Here is a 25828-nt window from a genome sequence, read left to right as displayed (position 1 = left end):
ATGCTGTCGCGTACCGCCGAAAACCTCTACTGGCTCGCCCGCTACGTCGAACGGGCCGAATATCTCGCGCGCACCATCGATGCGACGCTGCGCGTCACGGCCTTGCCGGCCGCCTATATCGGCAAGACCAATGAATGGGACTCGGCGCTGCTCACCGCCGGCGTCGCCACAAGCTTCTATCAGACCTACGAGGAAGCCAACGAGCGCAACGTCGTCGACTACCTCTCCTTCTCTGCGGATAATCCCTCCTCGATCCGGAACTGCATCGAGGCGGCGCGGCTGAACTCGCGCTCGGTGCGCACCGCGCTCACCAGCGAGATGTGGGACACCATCAACTCGGCCTGGATCGAGTTGCAGGAAGTCTGGAGCAAGGGCACCTCGACGCGCGAGGATCTGGCAAAATTCCTGCGCTTCGTGCAGGAGACCTCGCTGCGCTTCGACGGCTCGGCCTACCGGACCATGCTGCGCAACGACGCCTACTGGTTCTCGCGGCTCGGCCTGCACCTGGAGCGCGCCGACAACACCGCGCGCATCCTCGATGTGAAGTATCACGTGCTGCTGCCCGAGGAAGAGCATGTCGGCGGCCCGCTCGACTTCTATCAATGGAGCTCGATCCTGCGCTCGGTGTCGGCGCTGACGGCCTATCACTGGGTCTATCGCGAGACGCTGAAACCATGGCTGGTCGCGGATCTGCTCATCCTCAACGGCACGCTGCCGCGCTCGCTGGCGAGCTGCTACGAGAATCTCACGCGCAACCTCGACCAGATCGGCGTCGCCTATGGCCGCCAGGGCCCGGCCCAGCGCCACGCCCGCGGCATCCGCAACCGGCTCGAACACAGCAATATGAACGACATTTTCCAGCATGGCGTGCATGAATTCATTCAGGAATTCATCGCGGACAATTCCAGGCTGGGCGAAATCATCACGAAGCAGTATTTGATCTGATCCACGCTGTCATTCCGGGGCGCCCGCAGGGCGAACCCGGAATCTCGAGATTCCGGGTCTGGTCCTTCGGACCATCCCGGAATGACGGAGCAAATAAGTCACCATGCGCCTGCGAATCCAGCACACCACGACCTATCGCTACGAGCCGCCGGCCACCAGCGTGATCCAGATCCTGCGCATGACGCCGTGCAGCCATGACGGACAATACGTGGCGGAGTGGCAGATCGACGTCTCCACCGACACCAGGCTCGACACGCACGAAGATGCCTTCGGCAACGTCACCCATGTGCTGTCCTGCGGGCCCGTCAGCGACATCAAGATCACCGCGGAAGGGCTGATCGAGACCCACGATACAGGCGGCGTACTGCGCGGCGCCGACGAGCGCTTTCCGGCCGGCATGTTCCTGCGCGCAACCGACCTCACCACCGTCAATCCGGCGATGGCGGCGGTCGCGCGGCAGTTGCGCAGCGAGGCCGAGAGCGACACGCTCGGCTTCCTGCACACGCTGATGAGCCAGATCAGCGACCACATGACCTTCGACGAGGACCCGACCAACAGCGGGACGTCGGCGGCCGAGGCGTTCGCGCTCAAGCGCGGCGTCTGCCAGGACTACGCGCACATCTTCATCGCCTGCGCCCGCAGCGGCGGCGTGCCGGCGCGTTTCGTCTCCGGCCATTTCCTGCGCTCCGACGGCACGGTGCATCAGGACGCCGGCCATGCCTGGGCGGAGGCCTATGTCGCCGATCTCGGCTGGGTCGGCTTCGATCCCGCCAACTGCATCTGCACCACGGACGCCCATGTCCGCGTCGCCATCGGCCTCGACTATCTCGGCGCGGCCCCCGTGCGCGGCACCCGCTATGGCGGCGGCGCGGAGACGCTGACGGTGGCCGTCAAGGTCGAGCAGGCCGGCCGCGGCGGACAATCGCAGTCGCAATCACAGCGGCAGGGCTAGCGCAGGCGCGCTCGTCGCAAGGCGCATGCCGGCGAACCGCATCCGGGTGCTATGATCGCAGGGTCAGACCAGCCCCCTGCGAGGACCCCATGGCCACCGTAAAACTGCTTTCGGACGACGAGCTCTCCAGCGAGGCGCGCGCCGTCTTCGACGACATCCGCAAGGTCAGGCAGTCGGATTTCATCAACAATTTCTGGCGCGCGCTGGCGCATGATCCGAGGACGCTGCGGCGGACCTGGGAGAGCCTCAAGGAGGTGATGGGCCCGGGGACGCTCGATCCCAAGGTCAAGGAGATGCTCTATGTCGCGGTGTCGGTCGCGCATGGTTGCAGCTACTGCATCCATTCGCACACCGCGAGTGCCCGGGCCAAGGGCATGACCGCGGCCGAATATAGCGAGCTGCTCGCGATCGTCGGCATGGCCGCGGAAACCAACCGGCTGGTTACGGCGCTCGGCGTTCCCGTCGATCAGGCGTTTCTGGCCGATGCCGCCGACTGAGGCCCCGCCCGCGGGAATCGGGGGTTGGAGTAGCCCCTGAAATTGGCTAGTAATTCCGCGCAAACGCGTTCGGGGACTGGAAATGACCTATTGCTGCGGAATCCTGGTTCGGGACGGTCTGGTGATGATCGCCGACACCCGCACCAATGCCGGTCTCGACAACGTCTCGACCTTCCGCAAGCTGCACATCTTCTCCAAGCCCGGCGACCGCATCATGGCGATCGCCAGCGCCGGCAACCTCGCCATCAGCCAGTCCGTGCTCTCCACGCTGACCGAAGGTCTGGAAGACCCCAACACGGGCGAGGTCGAGACGCTGATGAACGCGCCGACCATGTTCCAGGCCGCCCAGCGCATCGGCCGGGCGATCCGCGCCGTGCATGCGACCGAGGGACCAGCGCTGAAGTCCGAGGACGTCTCCTTCGACGTCTCCTTCCTGTTCGGCGGCCAGATCAAGGGCGCGCGCATGCGCCTGTTCATGGTCTACACCGCCGGCAATTTCATCGAGTGCACCACCGATACGCCCTACTTGCAGATCGGCGAGCACAAATACGGCAAGCCGGTGCTCGACCGCGCCATGCATTACGACGTCGAACTCTACGAGGCGCTGAAGACCGGCCTGATCTCGATGGACTCCACCATGCGCTCCAATCTCGGTGTCGGCCTGCCGATCGACGTGCTGGTGGTGCGCACGGACGCCTGCGAGGCCGATCTCAACCATCGCATCGAGGCGGGCGAGCCCTATTTCCACGATCTGCGTTCGCGCTGGTCAGCGGCCTTGCGCGCCGCGCACCAGAACATTCCGCGGCCGCCCTACAAGAACGAAAAAGAACCCAAAACCTGACAACCGAAGAAAAGGCAGGAAACGATGAGTGAAGCAAAGAAGATCGCAGTGGTGACAGGTGCGGGCACCGGTGTCGGGCGCGCGGCGTCGCTGGCGCTGATGAACACCGGCTTCACCGTGGTGCTGGTCGGGCGCCGGATGGAGATGCTCGAGGAAACCGCAAAGCTCGGCCCCGCGGGCAAGAGCCTGTGCGTCACCGCCGACATGACCAAGCCGGACTCCATTGCCGCGCTGTTCGACAAGGTGAAGGCGACCTATGGCCGCCTCGACGTGCTGTTCAACAATGCCGGCATGGGCGCACCTGCCGTGAACTTCGAGGACCTCAGCCTCGATCAGTGGCAGGCGGTGGTGAACACCAACCTCACCGGCCCGTTCCTGTGCACCCAGCACGCCTTCCGCATCATGAAGGACCAGAGCCCGCGCGGCGGCCGTATCATCAACAACGGCTCGATCTCAGCGCATGCGCCGCGGCCGTTCTCGGCGGCCTATACCTCGACCAAGCACGCCATCACGGGCCTGACCAAGGCTTCCAACCTCGACGGCCGCATGTATGACATCGCGGTCGGCCAGGTCGACATCGGCAATGCCGCGACCCCGATGACCGATCGCATGGTCAACGGCCCCGGCGTGCTGCAGCCCGACGGCACCACCAAGCACGAGCCGCGCATGGACGCGAAGGCGGTCGGCGATGCCGTTGCCTACATGGCCGGCCTGCCGCTCGACGCCAACGTGCTGACCATGACGGTGATGGCGACGAAGATGCCGTTCGTCGGGCGGGGCTGATCGATATCTTGTGCCCCGGACGCAGCGCGGCATGCAATCACGCGCTGCTGAGCCGGGGCTCATGCCTCCGCGATTTCATTCCTGGCCTTCTGGGTGCCGGCCCTGCGGCGCGTCACTTCGTGCCGCACCGCGTCCGGCACACGAGACCTTCCCCTACTCCAGACTGTCCACCTGTCGCAGGCTGGGAAATAGCTTCATCCACAACAGCGCGACCGCCACGGTGCAGACGCCGCCGAGCACGGCCGCCGGCATGGTGCCGAACAGGGCGGCCGTGACCCCGCTCTCAAACTGGCCGAGCTGGTTGGAGGCGTTGATGAAGAGGAAGTTCACCGCGCCGACCCGCCCGCGCATCTCGTCGGGCGTGGACAGCTGCACCAGCGAGAAGCGGATCACGACGCTGATCGTGTCGGCCGCACCCAAGATGGCCAGCGACAGCACCGACAGCCACATCCACGGCGACAGCGCGAACACGATGGTGGCGATGCCGAACACGATCACGGCCTGGAACATGCGCAGGCCGACGTGCCGCGCGATGGCGTGACGCGCCAGCACCATGGTCATCAGCAGCGCACCGACCGCGGGCGCGGCGCGGAGCACGCCGAGTCCCATCGGGCCGGTCTGCAGGATGTCGCGGGCATAGATCGGCAACAGCGCCGTGATGCCGCCGAACAGCACGGCAAACAGGTCGAGCGAGATGGTGCCGAGGATGGCGGGGTTGCTGCGGATGAAGCGAACGCCGGCGAAGATATTGTCCGCCTCGTCCATGTCCTTGGCGACGGCCTGCGGCCGCGGTCGGATGAAGCCGGTCAGGATCATCCCGAGAATCCAGAACACCAGCATCACGGCATAGGCAAGATGCGGTGCGATCGCGTAGGCGAAGCCGCCGAGCGCGGGACCGGTGATGGTCGCGACTTGCCCCGCACCGCTCGCGACGGCGGTGGCGCGCTGGAGCGATCCCTGTGGCGCGATCAGCGGCAGCAGCGCAGCGGTCGTCGGGCTCTCGAAGGCGCCGGCAATCCCGAGCACGAAGGTCGCGATGAAGATCTGCACCTCGCTGACCGCGCCGAGATAGGTGATGATGGCGAGGTAGAGCGCGGTCGCGGCTTCCACGAGCTGACACAGCTGGACCACGCGCTTGCGCTCGAAACGGTCGGCGGCGTGGCCGGCGACGAACACCAGCAGCGCGGTGGGCAGGAACTGCACGAGACCGACCATGCCGAGGTCGAAGGCCGAGCCGGTGAGATCGTAGATCTGCCAGCCGATCGCGACCGCCGCGATCTGGCTGGAAAAGCGCGACAGGCTGCGCGAGAGCAGGAAGTACAGGAAGGCGCGATGACGGAGCAGTGCGCCGGCGCTGACCGGCGGATTTTCGGATCTCGGCTGCTCTGGCATCGCCTCTTCGGTCACCTCGGACTGCCCGGGCTTGATTTCGCCGGGCCTTCCGCGTGACTGAGGCCGACCTGCTTGTCAACAGGCGGAGGCTTCCGGCACGACCCGGCATTGCCTTTGCAACGCACACGCGGCCATAATCATTGAGGGTTTGGGGACATCATGCTTCGCCTGCAATCGGCACTCGGCATTTTCGCATTGCTGCTGATCGCCTTCGCGCTCGCGGAGAATCGCCGCGCGGTGTCGCTGCGCCAGGCGGCGATCGGCCTCGTCGCGACCTTCGTCACCGCGATCGTGCTGCTGAAGCTGCCCGTCGTCGCCCATGCCTTCGGCGCCATCAACGACGCGGTCGGCGCCATCTCGGCGGCTTCGCGCGCGGGCTCCGCCTTCGTGTTCGGCTATGTGGGCGGCGGCACCCTGCCCTTCGACGTCAAGGTGCCGGGCGCCGATTTCATCCTGGCGTTCCAGGCGCTGCCGATCGTGCTGGTCATGAGCGTGCTGACGACTCTGCTGTTCTATTGGCGCGTGCTGCCGCCGATCGTGCGCGGCATGGCCTGGCTGCTCGAACGCACGCTCGGGGTCGGCGGCGCGGTCGGGCTGTCGACCGCCGCCAACATCTTCCTCGGCATGGTCGAGGCGCCGCTGTTCGTGCGGCCGTATCTTTCGCAGATGTCCCGCAGCGAATTGTTTCTGGTGATGACCGGCGGCATGGCCGGCATCGCCGGCACCGTGCTGGTGCTCTATGCGACGTTGCTTGCTCCTCTGATTCCTGATGCCGCCGCGCATTTCGTCATCGCCTCGGTGTTGGGCGCGCCGGCGGCGATCCTCGTCAGCCTGATCATGGTGCCCGAGACTTCGGACAAGCGCACCGGCGGCGCGCTGGAGGATCCGGAGATGGACGTCGCCAGCACGATGGACGCGATCGTGAAAGGCACGAGCGCGGGGATCGAGCTGCTGATCAACATCGTCGCGATGCTGCTGGTGCTGGTGGCGCTGGTCTATCTCGTCAACGCCGTCCTCGGCCTCATGCCCAACATCGGCGGCGCCGCGATCTCGCTGCAGCGCCTGCTCGGCCTCGTGATGGCGCCGGTGTGCTGGCTGATGGGATTGCCGTGGGACCAGGCGGTGACGGCCGGCAGCCTGATGGGCACCAAGACCGTGCTCAACGAGTTGATCGCCTATGTCGACTTCGCGAAGCTGCCACCCGATACGCTCGATCCGCGCTCACGCCTGATCATGCTCTATGCGATGTGCGGCTTCGCCAACTTCGCCAGCCTCGGCATCATGATCGGCGGGTTAGGCGTGATGGCGCCGGACCGGCGCGAGGAGATCAACGCGCTCGGGCTGAAGTCGATCGTATCGGGCACGCTGACGACGTGTCTGATGGGCGCGGTGGTGGGGGTGCTGACGTAGGTCCCGTCAGTCGCACAGCTTCGACTTCTTCGAGATACGGCGCAATTCGCCCGACTTGGCGCTGCATGACTCGACCGCCATGGCTTTCGCCTCGCTGTTCCGTCCCTGCACGCGCAGCAATTCCGCCAGGACGGCCTGCGCCATCGAGCGCACCGGCCCGCCTGCCACATCTGATGCGGCAAGCGACATGGCGGTTCGCACTTCCGCCTCGGCAGGACCGGCGCTGTTCTGCTCCATGAAGTAGACCGCGCGGAACAGATGAGCGCGCGGATCCCTGGGGTAGCGGGTGACGAGATCGAAGGACCGGCTGGCCATTTCGCGAGGGGTCGCCGGCAGCTCCGAGGCGCGGACATACTGCAAGGCATCGGTCATGTAGGACGAATAATGCGCGGCGGCGAAGCCGGCGCAGATCAGCGATCCCGCGAAACCCGCCAGCAGCGTCATGCCGGCGATCCGCGGCAGGCCGTCGAAGGAACAGAAGACGAGCCATGGCGCGAGGGCAAGCGCGCCGCCGGCCAGCGCACCGCCCGCATGGGCAAAATAGTCGACATTGCCGGACGCGCCGAAGGCAAGCGGCAGCAATGCCGGGACGCCGAAGAACAGCGACGTCTTCAGTCGCGATATCGTTTGATCGGCATCCGCCTCAGGATCGAAGCTCGCGACGAACAGCGCGGCGATGAGGCCGGTGATGGCGCCGGACGCGCCGACGCCCGGCATGCCCGGCGCATTGCCCAGCAGCGAGCCGGCCTCACCGACCAGAGCGCCGGCAACGAAGATCAGCGCAAACCAGCCGCGCCCGATCAGCGGCTCCAGCCTGACGCCGACGATGAACAGCGCAACGCAGTTGCCGAGGAGGTGCCAATGGCTGCCGTGCAGAAGCGGCGCGAGGCCAAGCCGCCACCACTCGCCCCTTCCGACAACCAGGTCGTAGCTGGTCGCGCCATCGGCGATCAGAGAGCGGACATCGAGCGAGCCGTCACGCCCAATGTCGATAGCGAGGGCGCGTTGCAGGGCGAAGATCAGCAGCAGACCGAAAATCAGGCCAATGGTGAGGAAGGGAATATCGGCCAGCAGCTTGTTGTCGCCGAAAAGCGTGTCCTCGCCGGACGAGGGTTCGACGCTGTCACGCATGACCGCCGGAGCGATCGGCGCGGCGGCGGGTCGAAACGACGCCCTCGGGGTTGGCGCCACGACGCCGCGTCGGCCAAACGTATTGGTCGCCATGAAAACATTTCCCGCATTTTCACGGCCTCAACCTGACGCGCGGAGTGTTTTCGACTGGTTAGCGGCGCCGCGCGGGACGCAACGGAACCCTGGGATTGATGACTGGCCGGTTTCCCGGATCGGACGCATTTTAGCGACCGGTTTGACGTAGCCCGGATGGAGCGCAGCGCAATCCGGGACCAGCTTCTCCGCAGCGACACTTTCCCGGATTTCGCTGCGCTCCATCCGGGCTACGAAACTCTCTCCCCGTCATTGCGAGTGAAGCGAAGCAATCCAGACTGTCCGCCCGGGCGCATTTCTGGATTGCGTCGCTTCGCTCGCAATGACGATGGTGAGAGCGCCTACGCCTTCAGCTCGACCGTCCTGAACTCCGCCGGCAGGATCACCTCCAGCAATTCGACGTCATCGGAATAGTCCAGGATCATGTGCTTGATCTTCGGCGGCTGCGTCCAGGCGCTGCCCTCCTTCATCAAGGTCTCGCCCTGGCCGTCCATGTAGGTCTTCACCCAGCCCTTGAGCACGTAGACCATCTGGAATTCGACGTCGTGGAAGTGCAGCTTCGAGACCTCCGCGGGATCGCAGGGGCCTTGCAAGCGGATCACATGCGCCTGCGCGAGGCCGTGGGTCGCAGCGGCGATACCGAGGTCGCGGTATTTGGCGTAGGTGCGCAGGCCGTCGGCGCGAAAATCTTCCTCGCGGTGATGGCTGATCGCGATGCGCTGCCTGGGACGTGCGGCCTTCTTCGGTGCTGCCGTGCGGGCCTTCGCCTTCACCGCCTTGCGTGCCGAGGATCGCGTCGCCGCCTTGGCGCTGCTCCGCTTCTTCACCGCGGTCTTGGTTGCGGGTCTTGATGCCTTTTGCCTGGCCATTGTCTGCCTCCCTGATCCGGGCTGCGCCCGGACGGGTGCAACCCGGCCGCAGACTATCCACTCCTGAACGGGGCGGCAAACGTGATGGCCCGACCCGGCGTAGCTTGCCCCAGGCTGTCGTGCCGAAGGGCCCCCGTCTCGTATTCGCTCCCTCACCGACTTAATCTCGCCGGGAGATTCTGGGGGATTGATTCATGAGCAACAGCGTAGGTCAGCGTGCATTTCACAATGCCCGGCTTCAAAAGCGGCAGAAGGCCGACGTGCTGCCGTTGCTCGGGCAGGCCCTCCAGTTGCACAAGCAAGGGCTCATCGCCGAGGCCCGGACTGCCTACCGCCTGGTCCTGCAGCTCGCGCCCAACCAGTTCATCGCGCTGCATATGCTCGGCAGCCTGGAGACCGACGCCAAGAACTACGAGCAGGCCGAAATCCTGCTGAGCCGCGCGGTCGTCGTGGATCCGCAATCCGCCGATGCCCACATGGGCCGCGGCATCGCGCTGAACAAGCTGCGGCGTCACGACGAGGCCCGCGAGAGCTATCGACGGGTCCTCGCCTTGCGCCCCAACTACGCCGAGGCCCTGTCCAATCTCGGCAATGCGAGCGTGACCCTCGATCTCAAGGAAGCGCTCGCCTGCTACGACAAGGCGCTCGCGATCGACGGCAACCTTGCCGAAGCCCACAACGGCCGGGGCTGGGTGCTCTATCGTCTGAACAATTTTGACGAGGCGCTAGCAAGCCTGAACCGCGCGCTGTCGATCAGGCCGAACTATGCTCCGGCGCTGGCAAATCGCGCCGGCGCATTGCGCGAGCTCCTGCGCTTCGACGAAGCCATGGCGGATTGCAATCGAGCCATCGCGCTGGCGCCCGACGACATGAGCGGGTGGCTTGGGCGCGCCGGCGTCTCGCTTCAGATCCAGCAAATGGCCGACGCGCTGCACGATTGCGAGAAGGCTCTCGAGATCGATCCCGAGGCCGCCCGCGCTCACCTGTTGCGGGGCGTTTGCCTTGCCGAACTTGGCCGGGTCCAGGAGGCCATCGCCAGCTTCGACCGCGCCCTCGAGATTCAGCCGGACCTGCCGAGCGCGATCTCCAACAAGATCTTCACGCTCGACTTCTTGGCGGATGCCAGCGTCGAGCTGCACCAGCAGGCCCGCCGCGTCTGGTGGGAGCAGATCGGCGCGAATATCGCGGCAGAGGCCGCGCGACCGCACGACAACAACCGCGATCCGGACCGCCCCCTGGTGCTCGGCTACGTCTCGTCCGACTTCAACGCGCATTCGGCCGCGTTCATCTTCAAGCCGGTGCTGCAATATCATGACCGGGATCAGTTCGAGGTCGTGTGCTACTCGTGCTCGTCCAAGCTGGATCCGGCGACCGAGGAATTCCAGAAGATCGCCGATCGCTGGCGCGACGCCTCGCAATGGAGCGACGATCGCCTCGCCGAGGAGATCCGTGCCGACGGGATCGATATCCTGATCGATCTGTCCGGCCATACCAAGGGAAACCGCCTCGGCGTGTTCGCGCGCAAGCCGGCGCCGATCCAGGCCCATGGCTGGGGACACGGCACCGGCACCGGGCTGCCGACGATCGACTATCTGTTCTCGGACCCGGTCGCGATTCCTGCGGAGGTCCGGCACCTGTTCGCGGAAACCGTCGTCGACGTGCCCTGCTTCGTGACGCTGGAGCCGCTGCCGATCGAGCTTGCACAGGTGTCGACGCCGGCGATCTCGAACGGCTTCGTCACATTCGGCGTCTTCAACCGCGTCAGCAAGATTTCGGACCAGGCCGCAACGGCCTGGTCCAGGATCCTGGAGCGGGTGCCGGGCTCACGGCTGCTGATCAAGGATGTCGCGCTGGACGATCAGCTGGTCCGCGACAATCTGATGGCGCGGCTTGCAAGCTGCGGCGTGCCGGCCGAACGCGTCGAACTGCTCGGCAAAACGCTGCGTATCGATCACCTGGCGGCATATAACCGCGTCGACATCGCCCTCGACCCGTTCCCGCAGAACGGCGGCGTCAGCACGCTGGAAGCGTTGCAGATGGGCGTGCCGGTCGTGGCGAAGCTCGGCAACAGCCTGCCGAGCCGCGCCGCCGGTTCGATCCTCACCGCGATCGGACTGCCGGACTGGGTGACGGACAGCGAAGAAGGCTATGTCGACATCGCGGTGAGCCGCGCCGCCGAGCTCGGCGACCTCGACAGGCTGCGCGGCGAATTGCCGGCACAGGTCCGGGCTGCCGCCGCGTGCAACCCGGTGTCCTACGCGCAAGCCGTGGACGAGGCCTATCGCGCGATGTGGAAGCGATACTGCGACAGCGCCGCCTGATTGTGTGTGTAGGCTTCGCGTGGCCGCGCGCCGGACGCAGCTCCAATGCAGCTGTCGTAGGGTGGGCAAAGCGACTTGTCCGCCGTAGCTCGAAGAGCGAAGGCGGAAGCGTGCCCAGCACTGTTAGATGCGATCACAGAGAGATGGTGGGCACGGCGCTAGCGCGCCTTTGCCCACCCTACGAGACCGGTGCTCGCTGCGAGACCTGTCTCGCCCTCAATGCAGCCGGAACACGCCGTCCACGGCGCGCAGCTCGGCCGGCTTGATCAGCTTGGAATGGGCGACGGTGACCGAGAACAGCGGACCCTCGAGCTTCTCCTGCCAGAAAGCCAGGAAGTCGGTTAGCGCGGGGAATTTCGGAAACATGTCGTAGTTCTGCCAGACATAGGTCTGGAGCAGCGAGGGATGATCCGGCATTCGATAAAGAATTTGCGCCGTCGTCAGCCCGTAGCCCAGCATCTGTTTCCGGAAGTCCTCGGAAACGCCCCCAACCCGCAGTCCCATGCCAACCTCCTTTGCAGGAGCGCATTCAGGGGCGGCTTTCCGGTACGCTGCGACGAGCCACCCGGTGGAGATGCGCTCACATGAGAGAAATGTGACGCAAACTGACAACCCATCTCAAGCCCAAAAGTTTAACAAGCTGTTGAAATTCAATGCGTTAGCAGCAGACATGCCACCGTGCTAATACGGTCCCCAAGGGCGCCCTGCGAGGCCCCCTTGGGCTGGTTAACGATGGGAAAGAGATTCTGGCAGTCGGCGCTTCCGGGTGCTGATTTTTCTGCTAGAAGCCCTTGCCCCCGCAAAATTCCTGTCCTATTTCAGCTCGGCCGGCGCTAGCACTCGCGGGCGCCGATTGCTAACACTTGAAAAACTCCATCTCGTGCAAATGCTTAGGAGGACTGCATGAAATTCCGTCCGCTTCACGACCGCGTCGTGGTCAAGCGCATCGACGCAGAAGAGAAGACCGCAGGCGGCATCATCATTCCCGACTCTGCCAAGGAAAAGCCCTCCCAGGGCGAAGTCGTCGCCGTTGGCCCGGGTGGCCGCGACGAGGCCGGCAAGCTGATCCCGATCGACCTGAAGGTCGGCGACCGCGTGCTGTTCGGCAAGTGGTCCGGCACTGAAGTCAAGATCGACGGCGTCGATCTCTTGATCATGAAGGAAAGCGACATCATGGGCGTCCTCGACGTCCCCGCTTCCAAGAAGAAGGCGGCCTAAGAGCCCCTCTCTCCCTCCAGTCAAACATCTCAAGGAAAATTCCAGATGGCAGCCAAAGAAGTCAAATTCTCGGTTGAAGCGCGCGACAAGATGCTGCGCGGCGTCGACGTTCTCGCCAACGCGGTGAAGGTCACGCTCGGTCCGAAGGGCCGCAACGTCGTGCTCGACAAGTCGTTCGGCGCTCCCCGCATCACCAAGGACGGCGTCACCGTCGCCAAGGAGATCGAGCTCGAGGACAAGTTCGAGAACATGGGCGCCCAGATGGTGCGCGAAGTCGCCTCCAAGTCCGCTGACGCGGCCGGCGACGGCACCACCACCGCCACCGTGCTCGCCCAGGCGATCGTGAAGGAAGGCGCCAAGTCGGTTGCCGCCGGCATGAACCCGATGGACCTCAAGCGCGGTATCGACCTCGCGGTCGAAGCCGTCGTTGCGGACCTCCAGAAGAACTCCAAGAAGGTCACCTCGAACGAGGAGATCGCCCAGGTCGGCACCATCTCGGCCAACGGCGACCAGGAGATCGGCAAGTTCCTCTCCGACGCCATGAAGAAGGTCGGCAACGAGGGTGTCATCACCGTCGAGGAAGCCAAGTCGCTCGAGACCGAGCTCGACGTCGTCGAGGGCATGCAGTTCGACCGCGGCTACATCTCGCCCTACTTCGTCACCAACGCCGACAAGATGCGCGTTGAGATGGACGACGCCTACATCCTCATCAACGAGAAGAAGCTCTCCTCGCTGAACGAGCTGCTGCCGCTGCTCGAGGCCGTGGTGCAGACCGGCAAGCCGCTGGTCATCGTCGCCGAGGACGTCGAAGGTGAAGCGCTCGCGACCCTGGTCGTGAACCGCCTGCGCGGCGGCCTCAAGGTTGCTGCCGTCAAGGCTCCGGGCTTCGGCGATCGCCGCAAGGCCATGCTGCAGGACATAGCGATCCTGACCGGCGGCCAGGCCATCTCGGAAGATCTCGGCATCAAGCTCGAGAACGTCACGCTCAACATGCTCGGTCGCGCCAAGAAGGTGATGATCGACAAGGAGAACACCACGATCGTCAACGGCGCCGGCAAGAAGGCCGACATCGAGGCGCGCGTGGCCCAGATCAAGGCGCAGATCGAGGAGACCACCTCGGACTACGACCGCGAGAAGCTCCAGGAGCGTCTGGCCAAGCTCGCCGGCGGCGTCGCGGTGATCCGCGTCGGCGGCGCGACCGAGGTCGAGGTGAAGGAGCGCAAGGATCGCGTTGATGACGCGATGCATGCGACCCGCGCTGCTGTCGAGGAAGGCATCGTTCCGGGCGGCGGCGTCGCCCTGCTCCGTGCGTCCGAGCAGCTCAAGGGCCTGCGCACCAAGAACGACGACCAGAAGACCGGCGTCGAGATCGTGCGCAAGGCGCTGTCGGCTCCCGCTCGCCAGATCGCGATCAACGCCGGTGAAGACGGCTCGGTGATCGTCGGCAAGATCCTGGAGAACAAGACCTACAATTACGGCTTCGACTCCCAGACCGGCGAATATGCCGACCTCGTCAAGAAGGGCATCATCGACCCGACCAAGGTGGTCCGTACCGCGATCCAGAACGCTGCCTCGGTTGCCGCGCTGCTGATCACCACGGAAGCCATGGTCGCCGAGCTGCCCAAGAAGGGCGGCGCAGGTCCCGCGATGCCCCCGGGCGGCGGCATGGGCGGCATGGACTTCTAAGCGACGAAGTCGTCCCGGACGCGGTGCAGCGCGAAGCGGTGCACCGCAGATCCGGGATCTCGCTCCACAAATTCGAAACCCCGGCAGCGATGCCGGGGTTTTTGTTTGGGAAGGTATTGGCCCGTAGCCCGGATGGAGTGCAGCGCAATCCGGGAAAGTCTGCGCCGCGGCACGCAGCGGCCCCGGATTTCGCTTCGCTTCATCCGGGCTACGGACTGCGGGCCTGGCGGCGGCGTCTTGTGACCATGCTCAAGCGCGCCTACAATTCCAACGTGTGCTCTTTGCTACCGTCTCCGCTGCAACATCCCACCGAGCCCTGCCGAGAATTGCGATGTCGCGCTGCAAGATCCTTCTGCTGCGAGCAGCCGTTGTCATTGTCACGGCGGTGATCCTCTTCGCGCCAATGCCTGCAGGCGCGTCGGACAGCAATGAGGTGATCGGGAAGATGGCCGGCACGTGGCCGGATTGGCTGCCGCGGGCTGAGCAATGTCCCGCCGACATTATGCCGTCGAACGCAGGCGCGCCGGCTTTTTCGATCGAGGGATGCACGGCCGCCGTGGAGCAATGCCTTGGCCGCTGTCGCGCGGGCAATGCGGGCGACTGCTACTCGGCCGCACTCGTCGTCCAGCGGACGATCAAGACCGGCCCGCTCTCAGATGCGCTCTTTCTGAGGGCCTGCAAGCTCGGCGCTGCTTCAGGCTGCACGAACGTTGCCGCCAGCATGGAAGACAGCGGCGACTACACCTGCCCCAATCGAACCTATGAACTGGCGTGCGACCGAGACGATCCCTGGGCATGCACGATGATGGGATTCCACCTGATCAAGGGGATCGGCGTCGAAAAGAACAACGACCGGGCGCGGCGTGTCCTGGCGAAGTCCTGCCGCTTCGGCGACCTGGACGAGGCCTGCTCAAACGCGAAAGCCTTTCTGAAGGAAATTGGCGACTGAAGCCTCGTAGCCCGGATGGAGCGAGCGCAAACCGGGACAGAGCGCCCGTCGCGGCTGCCTTCCCGGATTTCGCTTCGCTTCATCCGGGCTACGATGCGCCGGGCAGCGCGCACCAGGAATGACGCAACCTCACTGCACCTTGCCCAGCCGCTCGATGTGCGGCTCGCCGTCTTCATCGAGCGACCAGAAGATCCGCGTCACGCGGCCGACGAGATTGTCCATCGGGATGAATCCCATCGCCGACATCATGCGGCTGTCGGTGGAGTTGTCGCGATTGTCGCCGAGTACAAAGAAATGACCTGATGGCACGGTGAAGACGGCGGTGTTGTCCAGAAAGCCGTTGTCGACGCAATCGTAGGTTTCGTAGGACGCGCCGCTCGGCAGCGTCTCGCGCCAGCGCTTGACCTTGAGGTCGCCTCCGCAGGCGGTGCCGGCGAGCGTCTCGCTCAGAGCGGCGCGCGTCACCGGACGGTCGTTGAGGATAAGTTGCCCTGCCCGCATCTGGATGCGGTCGCCGGGCAGCCCGACCACGCGCTTGACGTAGTCGACCGACGTGTCCTTCGGCGTGCGGAACACGACGATGTCGCCATGCTCGGGCTCGGCGGCAAAGATACGGCCCGAGATCCAGGACGGTGCGAAGGGGAAGGAATAGCGGCCGTAGCCGTAGGCATATTTCGCGGCGAAGACGTAGTCGCCGACCATCAGCGTCGGCGCCATCGAACCCGAGGGGATGTTGAACGGCTGATACAGGAAGAAGCGAAAGAGGAACGGCGGCGACCACAGCACCGGGATCAGCAGGATCAGGACGACGATCGCCTTCCAGTCGCTGGATCGCGCCGCGGGGCGGATGGTTTCCTGAAGAGTGGTCATACGCCTGCCCGGTCTCGAATTTCGCCCGCGAGAATACGTAACCTTCGCGCGCGCGCAATCCCCGCTCAGGAGTTTGGTCGCATGGAAGCGCTTGCGCGTTCATCGCGAACGAACACCGGAGCATGAGGGGCCGCCCGTGGGCGGCCCCTCTCGTTTGTGACACGCATGTCCTCACGCGCCCTCGGGCGCCTTCAGGCGCACGAGGCGGGTCAGGAGGGCGTCGAGGCCCTCGCCGCTAGAGGCATGGAGGTCGATGCGGCCGACCTTCTCGACCAGCCGCTCCAGCGACTCCAGCTCCTTGAGCCGCAGCAGCAGGGGGTTCTCCTCCATCAGGCGGGCGGTGTTCAGGAGCGAACGCGTCGCCGCGGTCTCCTCCTGCCGGCGGATCAGGTTCGCCTTCGCGACCCGCTCCGCCTCCACCACCTTGTTCACCAGCTCCCGGATCTCGCCGGGCAGGATCACGTCCTTGACGCCGAGCTCGGTCACCTCGACACCGGACTCCGCGACGCGTGCGCGCACATAGTCGCGCAGCTCCGCATCCAGCGCCGCCTTCGCAGACAGCACCTCGTCCAGCGTCCGGCCCGCGACCGCTTCGCGGATCGCGAACTGCACCAGGCGGTACAGCCACGCATCCACGTCGGGCACGGTCGCAACCGTCCGCTCGGGATCGATCACCCGGCGGAACGCCGTCAGCGTCACCCGCAGCGCGATGCGATCCTTGGTCAGCATCTCCTGCGCGGTGATCTCGACCGCCTGGGGCCGCAGGTCGAGGCGCTTCACCTCGATCTTGCGGCCGACGGTCCAGAAGGCGTGCCGGCCGGGCGCGAGCCGCTCGACGAGCCGGCCCTCGACATAGAGCAGACCCGCCTCGTGGTTCTCGACCACCGTTTCCGACGTCACGGCCGAGCGGTTGCGCTCGATCATGGCCAGATGCCGCGCGCCGACCTTGGGATCGCCGGACACGTCGATGCGCTCGACATCGATGCGCGTTGCGACCTTCCAGTAGACGCGCACCTGCCAGGGCGTCAGCAGATGCACGGGCCGGCCGTCGAGGCTGACGATGGCAATCTCGTCCGCCCCGGTCTCGACCGCCTCGAACAGCTCGGCGGCAAGGTCGGGCCGCGCGGCCTTCAGCACGGCGTAGCGCTCCGCAGAGAATTCGCTGCGGACCGCGTCGAGCACCTCGGCCTTCAGCTCGTGCAGGGGATCGAACAGCCGGTGCTTGCCGGGCGCGAGCACGCGCACGAGCTGCCCGTTGCGCGTCAGCAACGCACGCTCGCCATCCTTCACCGTCACGTTCAGCGTCAGCAAATGCCAAGTCATGGCACGTCTCCTTCGTTTGTGCCCGGCCAGAGGCCGGACGACAGGTTTCGTTTGCAAAGGATGTGAGGACGCGGACGACGCTTCCCATGAAAACGGCGGACCGGGGCTTGAGCTTGCATGACGACGGGCGCACGCGCGCGATCGCGCGACGCGTGTCGCTCGGTCATGCGGAGCCACCCGGCATCGGCGCAAGCGGTATCGACCCGCGGCGCAAAGCCGGTCTCACAGTGTCTTAAGTTCGGACGGAAAGCCTTGCGGCAGAACGGCCGGACTGCGACTGAAGCGCGCGTCCGGTCCTCGTCAGAGGTGTCAGTTTTTCAGGCTGACCCGGAGCGATGGAGCGGGATTCGAACCCGCGACCCGATGATTAACGTCACCTGCTCTACCCAACTGAGCTATCCTTTGTGGGACAAGAGACCGGAATCGAACCGATGCCTTCGGGTGTTCAGCCCGACGCTCTCCATGAGCTACATCCTGCTTTTGCCTTCGTTCGGCGGAACACGACATCGCAGAGCGATCCGCGCCAGCCGGGATCTCAACGAGCCCGAACCCGTGGCCTAGCGAAGGAGCGCGTCAATAAACGAAGCACGTTCGGGTTGCAAGGGGGGATCGCAAGATTTTTCATTTGTCATTCCGGGGCGCGGCGAAGCCGCGAGCCCGGAATCCATAACCACAGGCCCTAATTGGAGATCCCGCTGTAGAGATCATCCCAATTTGGATTCTGTTCATCGATCAACCGCGTCTTCCAGTCTCGCCGCCATTTCTTCAGTTCTTTTTCGCGAGCAATCGCGCTGGTGGGGTCATCGAACATCTCGAACAGCACCAGCTTGTCGACTCCGTATCGCTTGGTGAATCCTGGGGCGACCTTGGTCTTGTGCTCGTAGACGCGCCGAACGAGGTCTCTCGTTACGCCAATGTACAGCGTCCCGTATTTCCGACTTGCCAGGATGTAGACGTAGTACGTCATCCCATCGGCCTGTGGTTATGGATTCCGGGCTCGGCGCTTCGCGCCGCCCCGGAATGACAACCGGATGTTAGGATCAAGCCGAGAACACATCAACCGAAAGCTGTAGTCGCAATACTAGAATCGTCACAGCAATCCGTCGCGTCACTCTCGCGACATCTCCTGAAAACACGCCCTCACCCAGTCGATCGTCACGCGGGTTGCGGCGTCGCGCTTGAGGTGGTTTTGCACGAGGAGCCAGGCATCGCGCCGCTTGGGCAGCAGCGTGGCGCGCAGACGGCGATCGGCAAGCAGGTCCGCGCAAACATGCTCCGGCAACACACCGGCCGCCCGATGCGTGCGGATCAGGTTGCGGATGACGCGAACATTGTCGGTGACGCAGCGCGCGCGGGCTTTCTTGGTGCGCAGGAATTGCATCTCGGGAATGGCACCGAGCTCGTCCGGATAGGCGCACAGCATCGGCTCGCCCTCGGTCGCAACGGGCTCGAAATAATAGATCCGGATGTCACCAAGCCTGGAGATCGCGAAGTCGCCCTTGTCGGGCTTGCGTAGCCGGATGGCGAGATCGGCCTCCCAGCGCGAGAATCTGACGTTCTCGCTCGAGGTCAGGAATTGCAGCGTCAGGCCGGGATTGGCGCGCAGGAAATCGCTCGCACGCGGCGACAGCACTTCTTCTGCGACCGTGTTGGTGGAGGCGATGCGCAGGCGCCCCACGGGACCTGCGAGGCTCTCACCGACGCGACCGATCTCGGCGGCGTGCGCCGCCATCGCCTCGACATGCGCCAGCACCGCCTCGCATTGCCGCGTCGGCTTGCGGACGCCGTCGGCGGCCTCGAACAGACGCACGCCCAGCGCGCGCTCGATGCGCGACAGCCTGCGTCCGACCGTGGTCTCGTCGATGCGCAACCGCGCGCTGGCGCCGGCATAGGTGCCCTCGTCCCTGACGGCAGCGATGATGCGAAGATCGTCCCAGTTCATGGGGTGAAGCTACATCGGCTGCGGGGAGCCTGCAATATCGCAGCCACCCGCTGCAATTTCCCTGCATATCGGCAGGCGGCCCCGGCGCTATGCTAGCGTGGCCTTTCGCCCCCGGAGATTGCCAAGACCATGACGACCGCAAAGACCCTGCTCCAGCTCGCCGGCGCCGACCTCAACCCGCCACGTCTTGGCGATGCCGCACTGGTGCTGATCGACATCCAGAACGAATATCTCGCCGGCCCCCTCACCCTGCCCGATGCCAAGCCCGCGATCCTGCGGGCAGCCGCCCTGCTGGCAAACGCGCGCAAGGCTGGTGCCGCGATCATCCATATCGCCCATCGCGGCAAGACGGGCAGCCTGTTCGATCGCGGCGCAGAACGCGGCGCCATCGTCACCGAGCTCAGCCCCCGTCCCGGTGAGCTCGTGATCGAGAAGGAACTGCCCAACGCGTTTGCCGGCACCGATCTCAAAGCGCGCCTTGATGCGACCGACAGGAAGAACATCGTGCTGGCCGGCTTCATGACGCATATGTGCGTCAGCTCCACCGCGCGAGCCGCGCTCGACCTCGGCTTCCGCACCACGATCGACGCCGATGCCTGCGCCACGCGCGACCTGCCCGACGGCCGCGGCGGCACGCTGGACGCCCGGACCATCCACGAGGTTGCGCTGGCCGAGCTATCCGACCGCTTCGCGATCATCGCGCGCGGCGATGCGCTGACATGATGGAGCAAGGCGATGCTGCAACTCTATTTCTCGCCGATGGCCTGCTCGCTTGCGAGCCGCATCGCACTGATGGAAGCAGGGCTGGATGCGCGCTATCATCTGGTGCATCTGCGGACCAAGCAGGTCATCGACGACGATAGCGATTTTCACGGCGTCTCGCCGAAGGGCGCAGTACCGGTGCTGGTGCTGGAGAACGGCGAGCGGCTGACGGAAAGCGCGGCGGTGCTGCAATACATCGCCGATGCGAAGCCCGAAGCAGGCCTCGCGCCCCGCTTCGGCGATCCCGATCGCTATCGTGTGCAGGAATGGTTGAGCTTCATCGGCGCCGAGATCCACAAGGCGTTCCTGTTTCCGTTCTTCTGGTACCAGGACGACGGCTCGCTCGCCAAGCCGCGCGCGCGGATTCTGCAGACCTTGTCGGTGCCCGCCACGCACCTTGCGGACCGCGAATTCCTCGTCGGCAACCGCTTCACCGTCGCGGACGCGCATCTCACCTGGGCCTTGCTGCTGCTCCGCCCCGCCGGCGTCGATATCGCGCAATGGCCGTCATTGTCGGCCTATCTCCAGCGCATGCAGGCGCGGCCCGCCGTGCGGGATGCAATCGCGACGGAGGCGGCGCTGCGCAAAACCATGGCGACAAGCCCGGCGTGACAGGTCACTGGAACAGGTGACCGCGATTGGGCTAGATCTTGCGACCGGCTGACGTCTTACAACGGGAACAAGATCATGACATCGCATGACGGAACGAAGATTCTTGCAGGCAAGGTCGCTTTGGTGACGGGCGCGGGACGCGGGCTCGGCCGCGCCTTCGCGGAAAAGCTCGCCGGGCTCGGCGCCGACGTCGCCATCCACGGCATGCGCGAGAACGGACCGGCCGAATATGGCGAGGGCACCACCCTCACCGCGGTGGCCGCCGAGATCGGCGGGCAGTTCGGGGTCCGCAGCCAGCGCGTGCTCGGCGATCTCACCAGGGGTGAGGACATCGCGCGCGTGATCGCCGAGACGGAAGCCGCGCTCGGGCCGATCGACATCCTCGTGCACAATGCCGGCGGCGACATCGCGGCCGCCGGCGGCAAGCCGGATCCGAACGACGCCGTCCACATCAAGGAGGCCGACGTGCGCGCGGTGCTGGAGCGCAACCTGCTCTCGACCATCCTGACCTGCCAGGCGGTCGCAAAGGGCATGATGCAGCGGCGACGTGGCCGCATCGTCACGCTCGGCTCGGTCGCCGCGTTCAAGGGGCGCACCCAGGGCTCGATCTACGCGGTATCGAAGGCCGGCGTGACCCACTACACGCGATGCCTCGCCGACCAGCTCCGCCCCTACGACATCGCCGTCAACTGCATCGCGCCCGGCGATACCCGCACCGGCCGCTTCCTCGGCACGCGCGCGGTGGATCCCGACAGGATGGTCGAGACCGGTACGCTCGACCGCATCGCGACCGTCGATGAGGTCGCGCGCGTCGTCGAGTTCTTCGCCGGTCCGATGGGCGCTTTCGTCTCCGGCCAGGTGCTCCGGATCGACGGCGGCGGACAGTGCTGGCCGGGCTGAGCGCACCGGCGGGGCGAAAACAAAAGGGCCGCTGGATGCGGCCCTTTTGCATGATCTCGAATTGATCGGGCTTACTCGACCCGCGCCAGCACCGCGAGCTTGCGGATGCCCTTGTTGCGGTAGGCGTCGAGGAAGGCGTAGTAGTCCTTGAACGACACGCAGCCGTTGGAGTCGCCGTTCGGCCCGAGCATGAAGGTGTGCGCGAGCAGGCCGTCGCGGCCGTAGATCGCGCTCTCGCCGCCGATCGGGGTCAGACGCAGAGCCGGCACGCCGTGGAACAGCGCCTCGCGCGGCTTGAGTGTGTAGATGTGCGGCGGCGTCACGCCGCGCATGCGGGTGCGCTGCGAGCGCGGATCGTCGAGATTGGAGCCGAGGCCGGAATGCGCCTCGAGCTTGGTGCCGTCGGGCAGATACACGGTCTTGGCAGTGATGTCGTAGACCGCGGTGTCGCGCTCATAGGGCGGCGCGCCGCCGAACATCGGGTTCTGCTCCTTCGGCGCGATGGCAGAGGTGATGCTGGCATCGGCCGAGGCATAAGCGAGCAGCCCGCCGGACGGCTCACGCTTGCCCCAGAGCTTCTCCACCATCGACTGGCGCGGACCGGTGATCGACATCACCGCGGCCTTGGCGCGGTCGGCGAAGGATTTCGGTTTTGCTTCGGGCGCCGGCACGATCTCGGCCGGGTCGGCCGAGGCCAGCTGCATCTGGCCTTCCGGCGCGCGCTTGGCCTTGGCGGCATCGGCGACCTTCTCGGTCAACGCCACCTTGGCCGCAGCCGGCTTCAGCGCGTCCGCGACCTTCGCGATCACGCTCGGCTTCGGGGCGTCTTTGGCCACGGCAACCTGGGTCGCGGGCGCGGCGCTTGCCGCATTCGAGGCCACGCCCTGCGTCGCAGCCGCGGCGAAGCGGTCATTGAACGCCTCACGCGAGATCGGAGCTGCGACCTGGAGCCGGTCGGGCAGCAGCGCGAAGGTCTCCCGGATGGCCTCACCGGCCTCACGCAGCGCAACCTTGGGCGCGCGCTTGATCACCGGCTCGTCGTAGCCGAGGCTACCGACGGTCGGATAGACGCTCGCGCCGAAGACGTTGCTGTAGATGGTCCAGCCGGCGCCCATCACGGCGCAGCCGATTGCTGCGGCGCCGAGCCAATTGGTCGTGGTCATTTTCCGGGAAGGCTTCCGAAGAGAATTCTTGCCAGGATTTTTGGACTTCCGTGCCGCGTTACTCTGCGCAGCGATACTCGTACTCATTCGCCTTGCGTCCAGGACGGTGTCACTCAGTCCCCCTTCGAAGTGCCGCTGGTCACGATCCGGAACCAGCATTTCGCAGAGGGTCGGAGCGTCATTAAGGCGACTTTTAGTTAAATGCAGATTAAGTTCGGGCGGATGTGGGGCACCGGGTTAACGCTGTCCCATTTCGAGAAAAAAGTCCGCAGAACTACGGGCTTAGGCGCGTTTGTTAACTATAATTCTCGGCTGGATCGGCATGCTCAGCGGACCTCTCCGGCCGCCTCTTAAGGCACATCGAACCAAGTCATTTTCGTGGTCTTCAATGCCCGAACGATAACGGGGAAGCATTGCCCGAAGCTGGTGCGCGCCATCTCCATCCTCGCCTCGCCCGGCTTGCGAGAGAGGGCCGGCGCTCACGCAGCACGGCACCGTGACTGAGAGTTGATTGCGCCGAGCTGGAAATTGCCGCACTGCGAAAATAGCTGGTAGAGCGGCACTTTTCAGCAGCCTCTGCGTGTGATACGGTACCGTATCAGCATCGCCTTGAACTGTGCCGAGCACGTAACCGGGAGGCTGGCATGAGAGGGATCGCGCGGGCCGGGCTTTTCGCCCTGGCGTGGTCGTTGTTGTTGGTGGACTACGCGGCCGCGCAGCAGGCCCGTGCCGGGTGCACGCCATCACCATCCGCGGCCGGAACGCAGACCTGGCGCTGCGACAACGGCATCACCATTGTCGCGGAGAATGGCGCCAGATTTGAACTAAAGGACGCCAACCGCGACGGACATATTGACTCCGTTGAGTTGAGCAGCCAGGCGCTGCTGGTCGAAGTGCCCAAAAAGCCCGGCGGCAATCCCTTCAAGGTGCTGACGCCACGGGCGATCGCCGCGGTCCGCGGCACGAAATGGGCCGTCGATGTCACGGAGGCCAAAACCGCGGTGTTCGTCGCCGACGGCCGTGTCGGCGTCTCCCGCAGGAGCGGCGGACGCGGCGTCGTGCTCGGGCCGGGCGAAGGCGTCGATGTCGAGGCCGCCGGCCCGCTGACCGTCAAGACATGGGGCCAGCCGCGCGTCGACGCGCTGATGGCAAGGCTGGGCCAATAGGACTGGGTCAATAAGCCCGGGTGTTTGAGACCAAGACGATTGAGGCTCGCGCAGCAAGGCTCGGGCGACAAAGAAGATTGCAGTACTAATGACTAGACGCGTTCAGATCCTGGTGGCTCTCGTCCTCACCGCGCTGTGGGGCGCCGGCGTTTATGCCGCGCACGCCAACGGTCATCTGCGCTTTCTCGACCGCCTCGAGGCGACGGTGACGGACTGGCGGACGCAGGTTCGCGGCGTGCAGGCGCCGCCTGATCTCGTCACCATCGTCGCGATCGACGACACCGTCGTCAAACGCGGCGGCAGCTATCCGCTGCCGCGCGCCGACCTCGCCCGCGTGGTCGATACCATCGTGCAGTTCAAGCCGAAGGTGATCGCCATCGACCTCCTGCTGGTCGACCGCAGCGCTGCGATCGGCGATGCCACGCTGGCCAGTACGCTCGCCACCGGCCCGATGGTGCTTGCCGCCGCGGCGATCTTCCCGAGCGCAAGCGAGGCGGTCGCCCCCAGCAGCCACGGCCCCCTCGCCGTCCTGCCGCAGGCCGAGCGCTTCCTGCTGCCGTTGCCGGCGTTTGCCGATCACGCCGAGGTCGGCGTCGTCAACGTCGCCACCGGACAGTCGGGCTCGCCGCTCTCGGTGCCGATGCTGTTCCGGACGCATGACAAGGTCGAGCTCTCATTCCCCTTGCGCGTCGCCACGCGCGCGCTCGACAAGCCGCTGACGATCGCGCCGGATCGTCTCATGCTGGGCGATCGCGCGGTGCCGACCGACAGCGACTTCGCGCTGCCGATCACCTATTACGGCCCGCGCCGCACCATCCGCACCGTCAGCGCGCAGAGCATCTTCGACGGCACGCTCAATCGCGCGGCGATCGAGAATCGCATCGTCGTGATCGGCGCCTCGGTCGCCGGCGGCGGCGACTTCTATCCGACGCCGTTCGATTCCCTGATGCCGGGCGTCGAGGTGATCTCCACCGCGATCACGCATCTCGTCGCCGGCGACGGCATCGTGCGCGACCACAAGGTTCACGTCGTCGATGCACTCACCGCGATCCTGCTGCCGGTGCTGCTGGTGGGCCTGCTCGCCTGGCGCCGCAGCGCGCTCGGCATCCTGGCGGCGGCCGTCGTGATGATCGCCTGGGCCGGGCTCAATCTGTTCGCCTTCACGCACGGCCTCTGGCTGAATGCCGCGACAACGCTGGCCGCGACGGTGCCGCCGGTCGCGGTCTTCGCGGGTGTTCAGCTCTGGGTCGGCGGCCGCAAGGCGCAATATCTCACCGCCAAGAGCCAGTCGCTGGCGCAGTTCCAGGCGCCGGCGGTGCAGGAATGGCTGGCGCGGGATCCCGATTTCCTGGCGAAGCCGGTCCGGCAGGAAGCAGCCGTGGTCTTCATCGATCTCTCCGGCTTCACCGCGCTGAGCGAGCGGATCGATCCCGACGCGCTACGGGACATGCTGAACGCGTTTCACGCGCGGATCGACATGGCGGCGACCGCGTGCAGCGGGATCGTCACGAGCTTCCTCGGCGACGGCGCCATGATCCTGTTCGGCCTGCCCGGCGCGAGGCCCGACGATGCGGCGCGCGCGCTCAAATGCGCCATCGAGCTGCATCGCAGCGTCGCGTCCTGGATCGCGTCGCTGCCGCCTGCAATCGGGGATCAGCTCGGCTTCAAGATCGGCGCGCATTGCGGGCCGATCGTCGCCTCGCGCCTTGGCGGCAGCCATCAGCACATCACGGCGACGGGCGACACCGTCAACGTCGCGAACCGGCTGATGGAGGTCGCGGCCCAGAACGGCGCGCGGCTCGCGCTGAGCGACACGCTGCTGGACGCAGCCGATTTCCTCGGCGATCCCGACAGCTCGTTGAAAGGCCCGCTGCGCACGCAGGTCCGCGGCCGCTCCGGCACGGTCGCAGTCTGGTTCTGGCGCGACGAGAGCAAGCCCGGCCAGGCCGCGGCCGGGGCCGAGATGATGGAGTGAGCGAACACTCCGCCGTCGTCCCGGCCTA

At 65.5% G+C, this 25828-nt stretch carries 24 protein-coding genes and 2 tRNA genes; 15 read left to right on the top strand and 11 right to left on the bottom strand.

The window, feature by feature from the left end:
* The 5 genes from JQ617_RS01200 to JQ617_RS01180 all read left to right on the top strand — a co-directional run bounded on the left by JQ617_RS01200 (position 1) and on the right by JQ617_RS01180 (position 4018).
* Entirely contained in the window at positions 1-945 is a 945-nt protein-coding gene (locus tag JQ617_RS01200) for an alpha-E domain-containing protein (RefSeq protein WP_212023762.1), read from the top strand.
* 103 nt (positions 946-1048) lie between these two features.
* Entirely contained in the window at positions 1049-1897 is an 849-nt protein-coding gene (locus JQ617_RS01195) for a transglutaminase family protein (protein ID WP_212023760.1), read from the top strand.
* An 89-nt stretch (positions 1898-1986) separates the two neighbouring features.
* On the top strand, positions 1987-2394 hold the full coding sequence (locus JQ617_RS01190) for a carboxymuconolactone decarboxylase family protein (RefSeq protein ID WP_212023758.1): 408 nt from the start codon (positions 1987-1989) through the stop codon (positions 2392-2394).
* Positions 2395-2476: 82 nt separating this feature from the next.
* Complete coding sequence (locus tag JQ617_RS01185) at positions 2477-3235, top strand: proteasome-type protease (RefSeq protein WP_018647004.1); 759 nt, start codon at positions 2477-2479, stop codon at positions 3233-3235.
* 24 nt (positions 3236-3259) lie between these two features.
* Positions 3260-4018: an SDR family oxidoreductase gene (locus JQ617_RS01180; protein ID WP_063682548.1), complete on the top strand. Its 759-nt coding sequence runs from the start codon at positions 3260-3262 to the stop codon at positions 4016-4018.
* Between the two features lie 153 nt (positions 4019-4171).
* Here the strand turns inward: JQ617_RS01180 and JQ617_RS01175 are convergent, their stop codons facing one another.
* Positions 4172-5410 carry an MFS transporter gene (locus tag JQ617_RS01175; RefSeq protein ID WP_212023757.1) on the bottom strand — a complete coding sequence of 413 codons (1239 nt, stop codon included), beginning with the start codon at positions 5408-5410 and terminating at the stop codon, positions 4172-4174.
* Between the two features lie 159 nt (positions 5411-5569).
* Here JQ617_RS01175 and JQ617_RS01170 point away from each other — a divergent pair, with 159 nt between their 5' ends.
* Positions 5570-6820, top strand: a complete 1251-nt coding sequence (locus JQ617_RS01170; protein ID WP_212023755.1) for a NupC/NupG family nucleoside CNT transporter — start codon at positions 5570-5572, stop codon at positions 6818-6820.
* Positions 6821-6826: 6 nt separating this feature from the next.
* Here the strand turns inward: JQ617_RS01170 and JQ617_RS01165 are convergent, their stop codons facing one another.
* The gene (locus tag JQ617_RS01165) at positions 6827-8044 is read right to left on the bottom strand and encodes a rhomboid family intramembrane serine protease (protein ID WP_212023753.1); all 1218 of its coding nucleotides are present in this window, start codon (positions 8042-8044) and stop codon (positions 6827-6829) included.
* A gap of 341 nt (positions 8045-8385) precedes the next feature.
* Positions 8386-8913: a cupin domain-containing protein gene (locus tag JQ617_RS01160; RefSeq protein WP_212023751.1), complete on the bottom strand. Its 528-nt coding sequence runs from the start codon at positions 8911-8913 to the stop codon at positions 8386-8388.
* A 194-nt stretch (positions 8914-9107) separates the two neighbouring features.
* On the opposite strand from JQ617_RS01160, the gene JQ617_RS01155 reads away from it, so the two are divergent.
* Positions 9108-11234 carry an O-linked N-acetylglucosamine transferase, SPINDLY family protein gene (locus JQ617_RS01155; RefSeq protein ID WP_212023749.1) on the top strand — a complete coding sequence of 709 codons (2127 nt, stop codon included), beginning with the start codon at positions 9108-9110 and terminating at the stop codon, positions 11232-11234.
* 216 nt (positions 11235-11450) lie between these two features.
* On the opposite strand, the gene JQ617_RS01150 is transcribed toward JQ617_RS01155, so the two are convergent.
* On the bottom strand, positions 11451-11738 hold the full coding sequence (locus tag JQ617_RS01150) for an usg protein (protein ID WP_063682543.1): 288 nt from the start codon (positions 11736-11738) through the stop codon (positions 11451-11453).
* A gap of 399 nt (positions 11739-12137) precedes the next feature.
* On the opposite strand from JQ617_RS01150, the gene JQ617_RS01145 reads away from it, so the two are divergent.
* The 3 genes from JQ617_RS01145 (at position 12138) to JQ617_RS01135 (ending at position 15087) form a co-directional block, all read left to right on the top strand.
* Complete coding sequence (locus JQ617_RS01145; protein ID WP_063682542.1) at positions 12138-12452, top strand: co-chaperone GroES; 315 nt, start codon at positions 12138-12140, stop codon at positions 12450-12452.
* Positions 12453-12497: 45 nt separating this feature from the next.
* Positions 12498-14138 carry a chaperonin GroEL gene (gene groL / locus JQ617_RS01140; protein ID WP_024340800.1) on the top strand — a complete coding sequence of 547 codons (1641 nt, stop codon included), beginning with the start codon at positions 12498-12500 and terminating at the stop codon, positions 14136-14138.
* Positions 14139-14469: 331 nt separating this feature from the next.
* Positions 14470-15087, top strand: coding sequence for an SEL1-like repeat protein (locus tag JQ617_RS01135; RefSeq protein WP_212023747.1), 618 nt, complete (start codon positions 14470-14472; stop codon positions 15085-15087).
* Positions 15088-15216: 129 nt separating this feature from the next.
* On the opposite strand, the gene lepB is transcribed toward JQ617_RS01135, so the two are convergent.
* The 6 genes from lepB to JQ617_RS01105 all read right to left on the bottom strand — a co-directional run bounded on the left by lepB (position 15217) and on the right by JQ617_RS01105 (position 19222).
* Entirely contained in the window at positions 15217-15957 is a 741-nt protein-coding gene (gene lepB / locus JQ617_RS01130) for a signal peptidase I (protein ID WP_212023745.1), read from the bottom strand.
* 171 nt (positions 15958-16128) lie between these two features.
* Entirely contained in the window at positions 16129-17280 is a 1152-nt protein-coding gene (locus JQ617_RS01125) for a slipin family protein (protein ID WP_212023743.1), read from the bottom strand.
* A 336-nt stretch (positions 17281-17616) separates the two neighbouring features.
* A tRNA-OTHER gene (locus tag JQ617_RS01120) sits at positions 17617-17681 on the bottom strand.
* 4 nt (positions 17682-17685) lie between these two features.
* Positions 17686-17758: transfer RNA gene (locus tag JQ617_RS01115), tRNA-Phe, on the bottom strand.
* Between the two features lie 201 nt (positions 17759-17959).
* A complete protein-coding gene (locus JQ617_RS01110) occupies positions 17960-18247 on the bottom strand; it encodes a GIY-YIG nuclease family protein (protein WP_212023741.1) in 288 nt (95 codons plus the stop codon).
* A gap of 141 nt (positions 18248-18388) precedes the next feature.
* A complete protein-coding gene (locus JQ617_RS01105; RefSeq protein ID WP_212023739.1) occupies positions 18389-19222 on the bottom strand; it encodes a LysR family transcriptional regulator in 834 nt (277 codons plus the stop codon).
* Positions 19223-19351: 129 nt separating this feature from the next.
* On the opposite strand from JQ617_RS01105, the gene JQ617_RS01100 reads away from it, so the two are divergent.
* From JQ617_RS01100 to JQ617_RS01090, 3 genes are all read left to right on the top strand, one after another.
* On the top strand, positions 19352-19945 hold the full coding sequence (locus JQ617_RS01100; protein ID WP_212023737.1) for a cysteine hydrolase family protein: 594 nt from the start codon (positions 19352-19354) through the stop codon (positions 19943-19945).
* A gap of 12 nt (positions 19946-19957) precedes the next feature.
* Positions 19958-20596, top strand: coding sequence for a glutathione binding-like protein (locus tag JQ617_RS01095; RefSeq protein ID WP_212023735.1), 639 nt, complete (start codon positions 19958-19960; stop codon positions 20594-20596).
* A 75-nt stretch (positions 20597-20671) separates the two neighbouring features.
* The gene (locus JQ617_RS01090; RefSeq protein ID WP_212023733.1) at positions 20672-21496 is read left to right on the top strand and encodes an SDR family NAD(P)-dependent oxidoreductase; all 825 of its coding nucleotides are present in this window, start codon (positions 20672-20674) and stop codon (positions 21494-21496) included.
* Between the two features lie 71 nt (positions 21497-21567).
* On the opposite strand, the gene JQ617_RS01085 is transcribed toward JQ617_RS01090, so the two are convergent.
* Positions 21568-22659 carry a DUF2778 domain-containing protein gene (locus tag JQ617_RS01085; protein ID WP_212023731.1) on the bottom strand — a complete coding sequence of 364 codons (1092 nt, stop codon included), beginning with the start codon at positions 22657-22659 and terminating at the stop codon, positions 21568-21570.
* A gap of 644 nt (positions 22660-23303) precedes the next feature.
* On the opposite strand from JQ617_RS01085, the gene JQ617_RS01080 reads away from it, so the two are divergent.
* Both JQ617_RS01080 and JQ617_RS01075 read left to right on the top strand, forming a co-directional pair.
* Entirely contained in the window at positions 23304-23825 is a 522-nt protein-coding gene (locus tag JQ617_RS01080) for a FecR domain-containing protein (protein ID WP_063682534.1), read from the top strand.
* An 88-nt stretch (positions 23826-23913) separates the two neighbouring features.
* Entirely contained in the window at positions 23914-25800 is a 1887-nt protein-coding gene (locus tag JQ617_RS01075; RefSeq protein WP_212023729.1) for a CHASE2 domain-containing protein, read from the top strand.
* Positions 25801-25828 lie beyond the last annotated feature (28 nt).

Source organism: Bradyrhizobium sp. KB893862 SZCCT0404, from assembly GCF_018130885.1.
In the GTDB taxonomy this organism is placed as follows: domain Bacteria; phylum Pseudomonadota; class Alphaproteobacteria; order Rhizobiales; family Xanthobacteraceae; genus Bradyrhizobium; species Bradyrhizobium stylosanthis.
This window is presented reverse-complemented; position numbering and strand designations above follow the sequence as displayed.

Coding starts and splice junctions, on each gene's coding strand:
- JQ617_RS01200 (WP_212023762.1), top strand. CDS start 1: ATGCTGTCGCGTACCGCCGAAAACCTCTACTGGCTCGCCCGCTACGTC.
- JQ617_RS01195 (WP_212023760.1), top strand. CDS start 1,049: ATGCGCCTGCGAATCCAGCACACCACGACCTATCGCTACGAGCCGCCG.
- JQ617_RS01190 (WP_212023758.1), top strand. CDS start 1,987: ATGGCCACCGTAAAACTGCTTTCGGACGACGAGCTCTCCAGCGAGGCG.
- JQ617_RS01185 (WP_018647004.1), top strand. CDS start 2,477: ATGACCTATTGCTGCGGAATCCTGGTTCGGGACGGTCTGGTGATGATC.
- JQ617_RS01180 (WP_063682548.1), top strand. CDS start 3,260: ATGAGTGAAGCAAAGAAGATCGCAGTGGTGACAGGTGCGGGCACCGGT.
- JQ617_RS01175 (WP_212023757.1), bottom strand. CDS start 5,410: ATGCCAGAGCAGCCGAGATCCGAAAATCCGCCGGTCAGCGCCGGCGCA.
- JQ617_RS01170 (WP_212023755.1), top strand. CDS start 5,570: ATGCTTCGCCTGCAATCGGCACTCGGCATTTTCGCATTGCTGCTGATC.
- JQ617_RS01165 (WP_212023753.1), bottom strand. CDS start 8,044: ATGGCGACCAATACGTTTGGCCGACGCGGCGTCGTGGCGCCAACCCCG.
- JQ617_RS01160 (WP_212023751.1), bottom strand. CDS start 8,913: ATGGCCAGGCAAAAGGCATCAAGACCCGCAACCAAGACCGCGGTGAAG.
- JQ617_RS01155 (WP_212023749.1), top strand. CDS start 9,108: ATGAGCAACAGCGTAGGTCAGCGTGCATTTCACAATGCCCGGCTTCAA.
- JQ617_RS01150 (WP_063682543.1), bottom strand. CDS start 11,738: ATGGGACTGCGGGTTGGGGGCGTTTCCGAGGACTTCCGGAAACAGATG.
- JQ617_RS01145 (WP_063682542.1), top strand. CDS start 12,138: ATGAAATTCCGTCCGCTTCACGACCGCGTCGTGGTCAAGCGCATCGAC.
- groL (WP_024340800.1), top strand. CDS start 12,498: ATGGCAGCCAAAGAAGTCAAATTCTCGGTTGAAGCGCGCGACAAGATG.
- JQ617_RS01135 (WP_212023747.1), top strand. CDS start 14,470: ATGTCGCGCTGCAAGATCCTTCTGCTGCGAGCAGCCGTTGTCATTGTC.
- lepB (WP_212023745.1), bottom strand. CDS start 15,957: ATGACCACTCTTCAGGAAACCATCCGCCCCGCGGCGCGATCCAGCGAC.
- JQ617_RS01125 (WP_212023743.1), bottom strand. CDS start 17,280: ATGACTTGGCATTTGCTGACGCTGAACGTGACGGTGAAGGATGGCGAG.
- JQ617_RS01110 (WP_212023741.1), bottom strand. CDS start 18,247: ATGACGTACTACGTCTACATCCTGGCAAGTCGGAAATACGGGACGCTG.
- JQ617_RS01105 (WP_212023739.1), bottom strand. CDS start 19,222: ATGAACTGGGACGATCTTCGCATCATCGCTGCCGTCAGGGACGAGGGC.
- JQ617_RS01100 (WP_212023737.1), top strand. CDS start 19,352: ATGACGACCGCAAAGACCCTGCTCCAGCTCGCCGGCGCCGACCTCAAC.
- JQ617_RS01095 (WP_212023735.1), top strand. CDS start 19,958: ATGCTGCAACTCTATTTCTCGCCGATGGCCTGCTCGCTTGCGAGCCGC.
- JQ617_RS01090 (WP_212023733.1), top strand. CDS start 20,672: ATGACATCGCATGACGGAACGAAGATTCTTGCAGGCAAGGTCGCTTTG.
- JQ617_RS01085 (WP_212023731.1), bottom strand. CDS start 22,659: ATGACCACGACCAATTGGCTCGGCGCCGCAGCAATCGGCTGCGCCGTG.
- JQ617_RS01080 (WP_063682534.1), top strand. CDS start 23,304: ATGAGAGGGATCGCGCGGGCCGGGCTTTTCGCCCTGGCGTGGTCGTTG.
- JQ617_RS01075 (WP_212023729.1), top strand. CDS start 23,914: ATGACTAGACGCGTTCAGATCCTGGTGGCTCTCGTCCTCACCGCGCTG.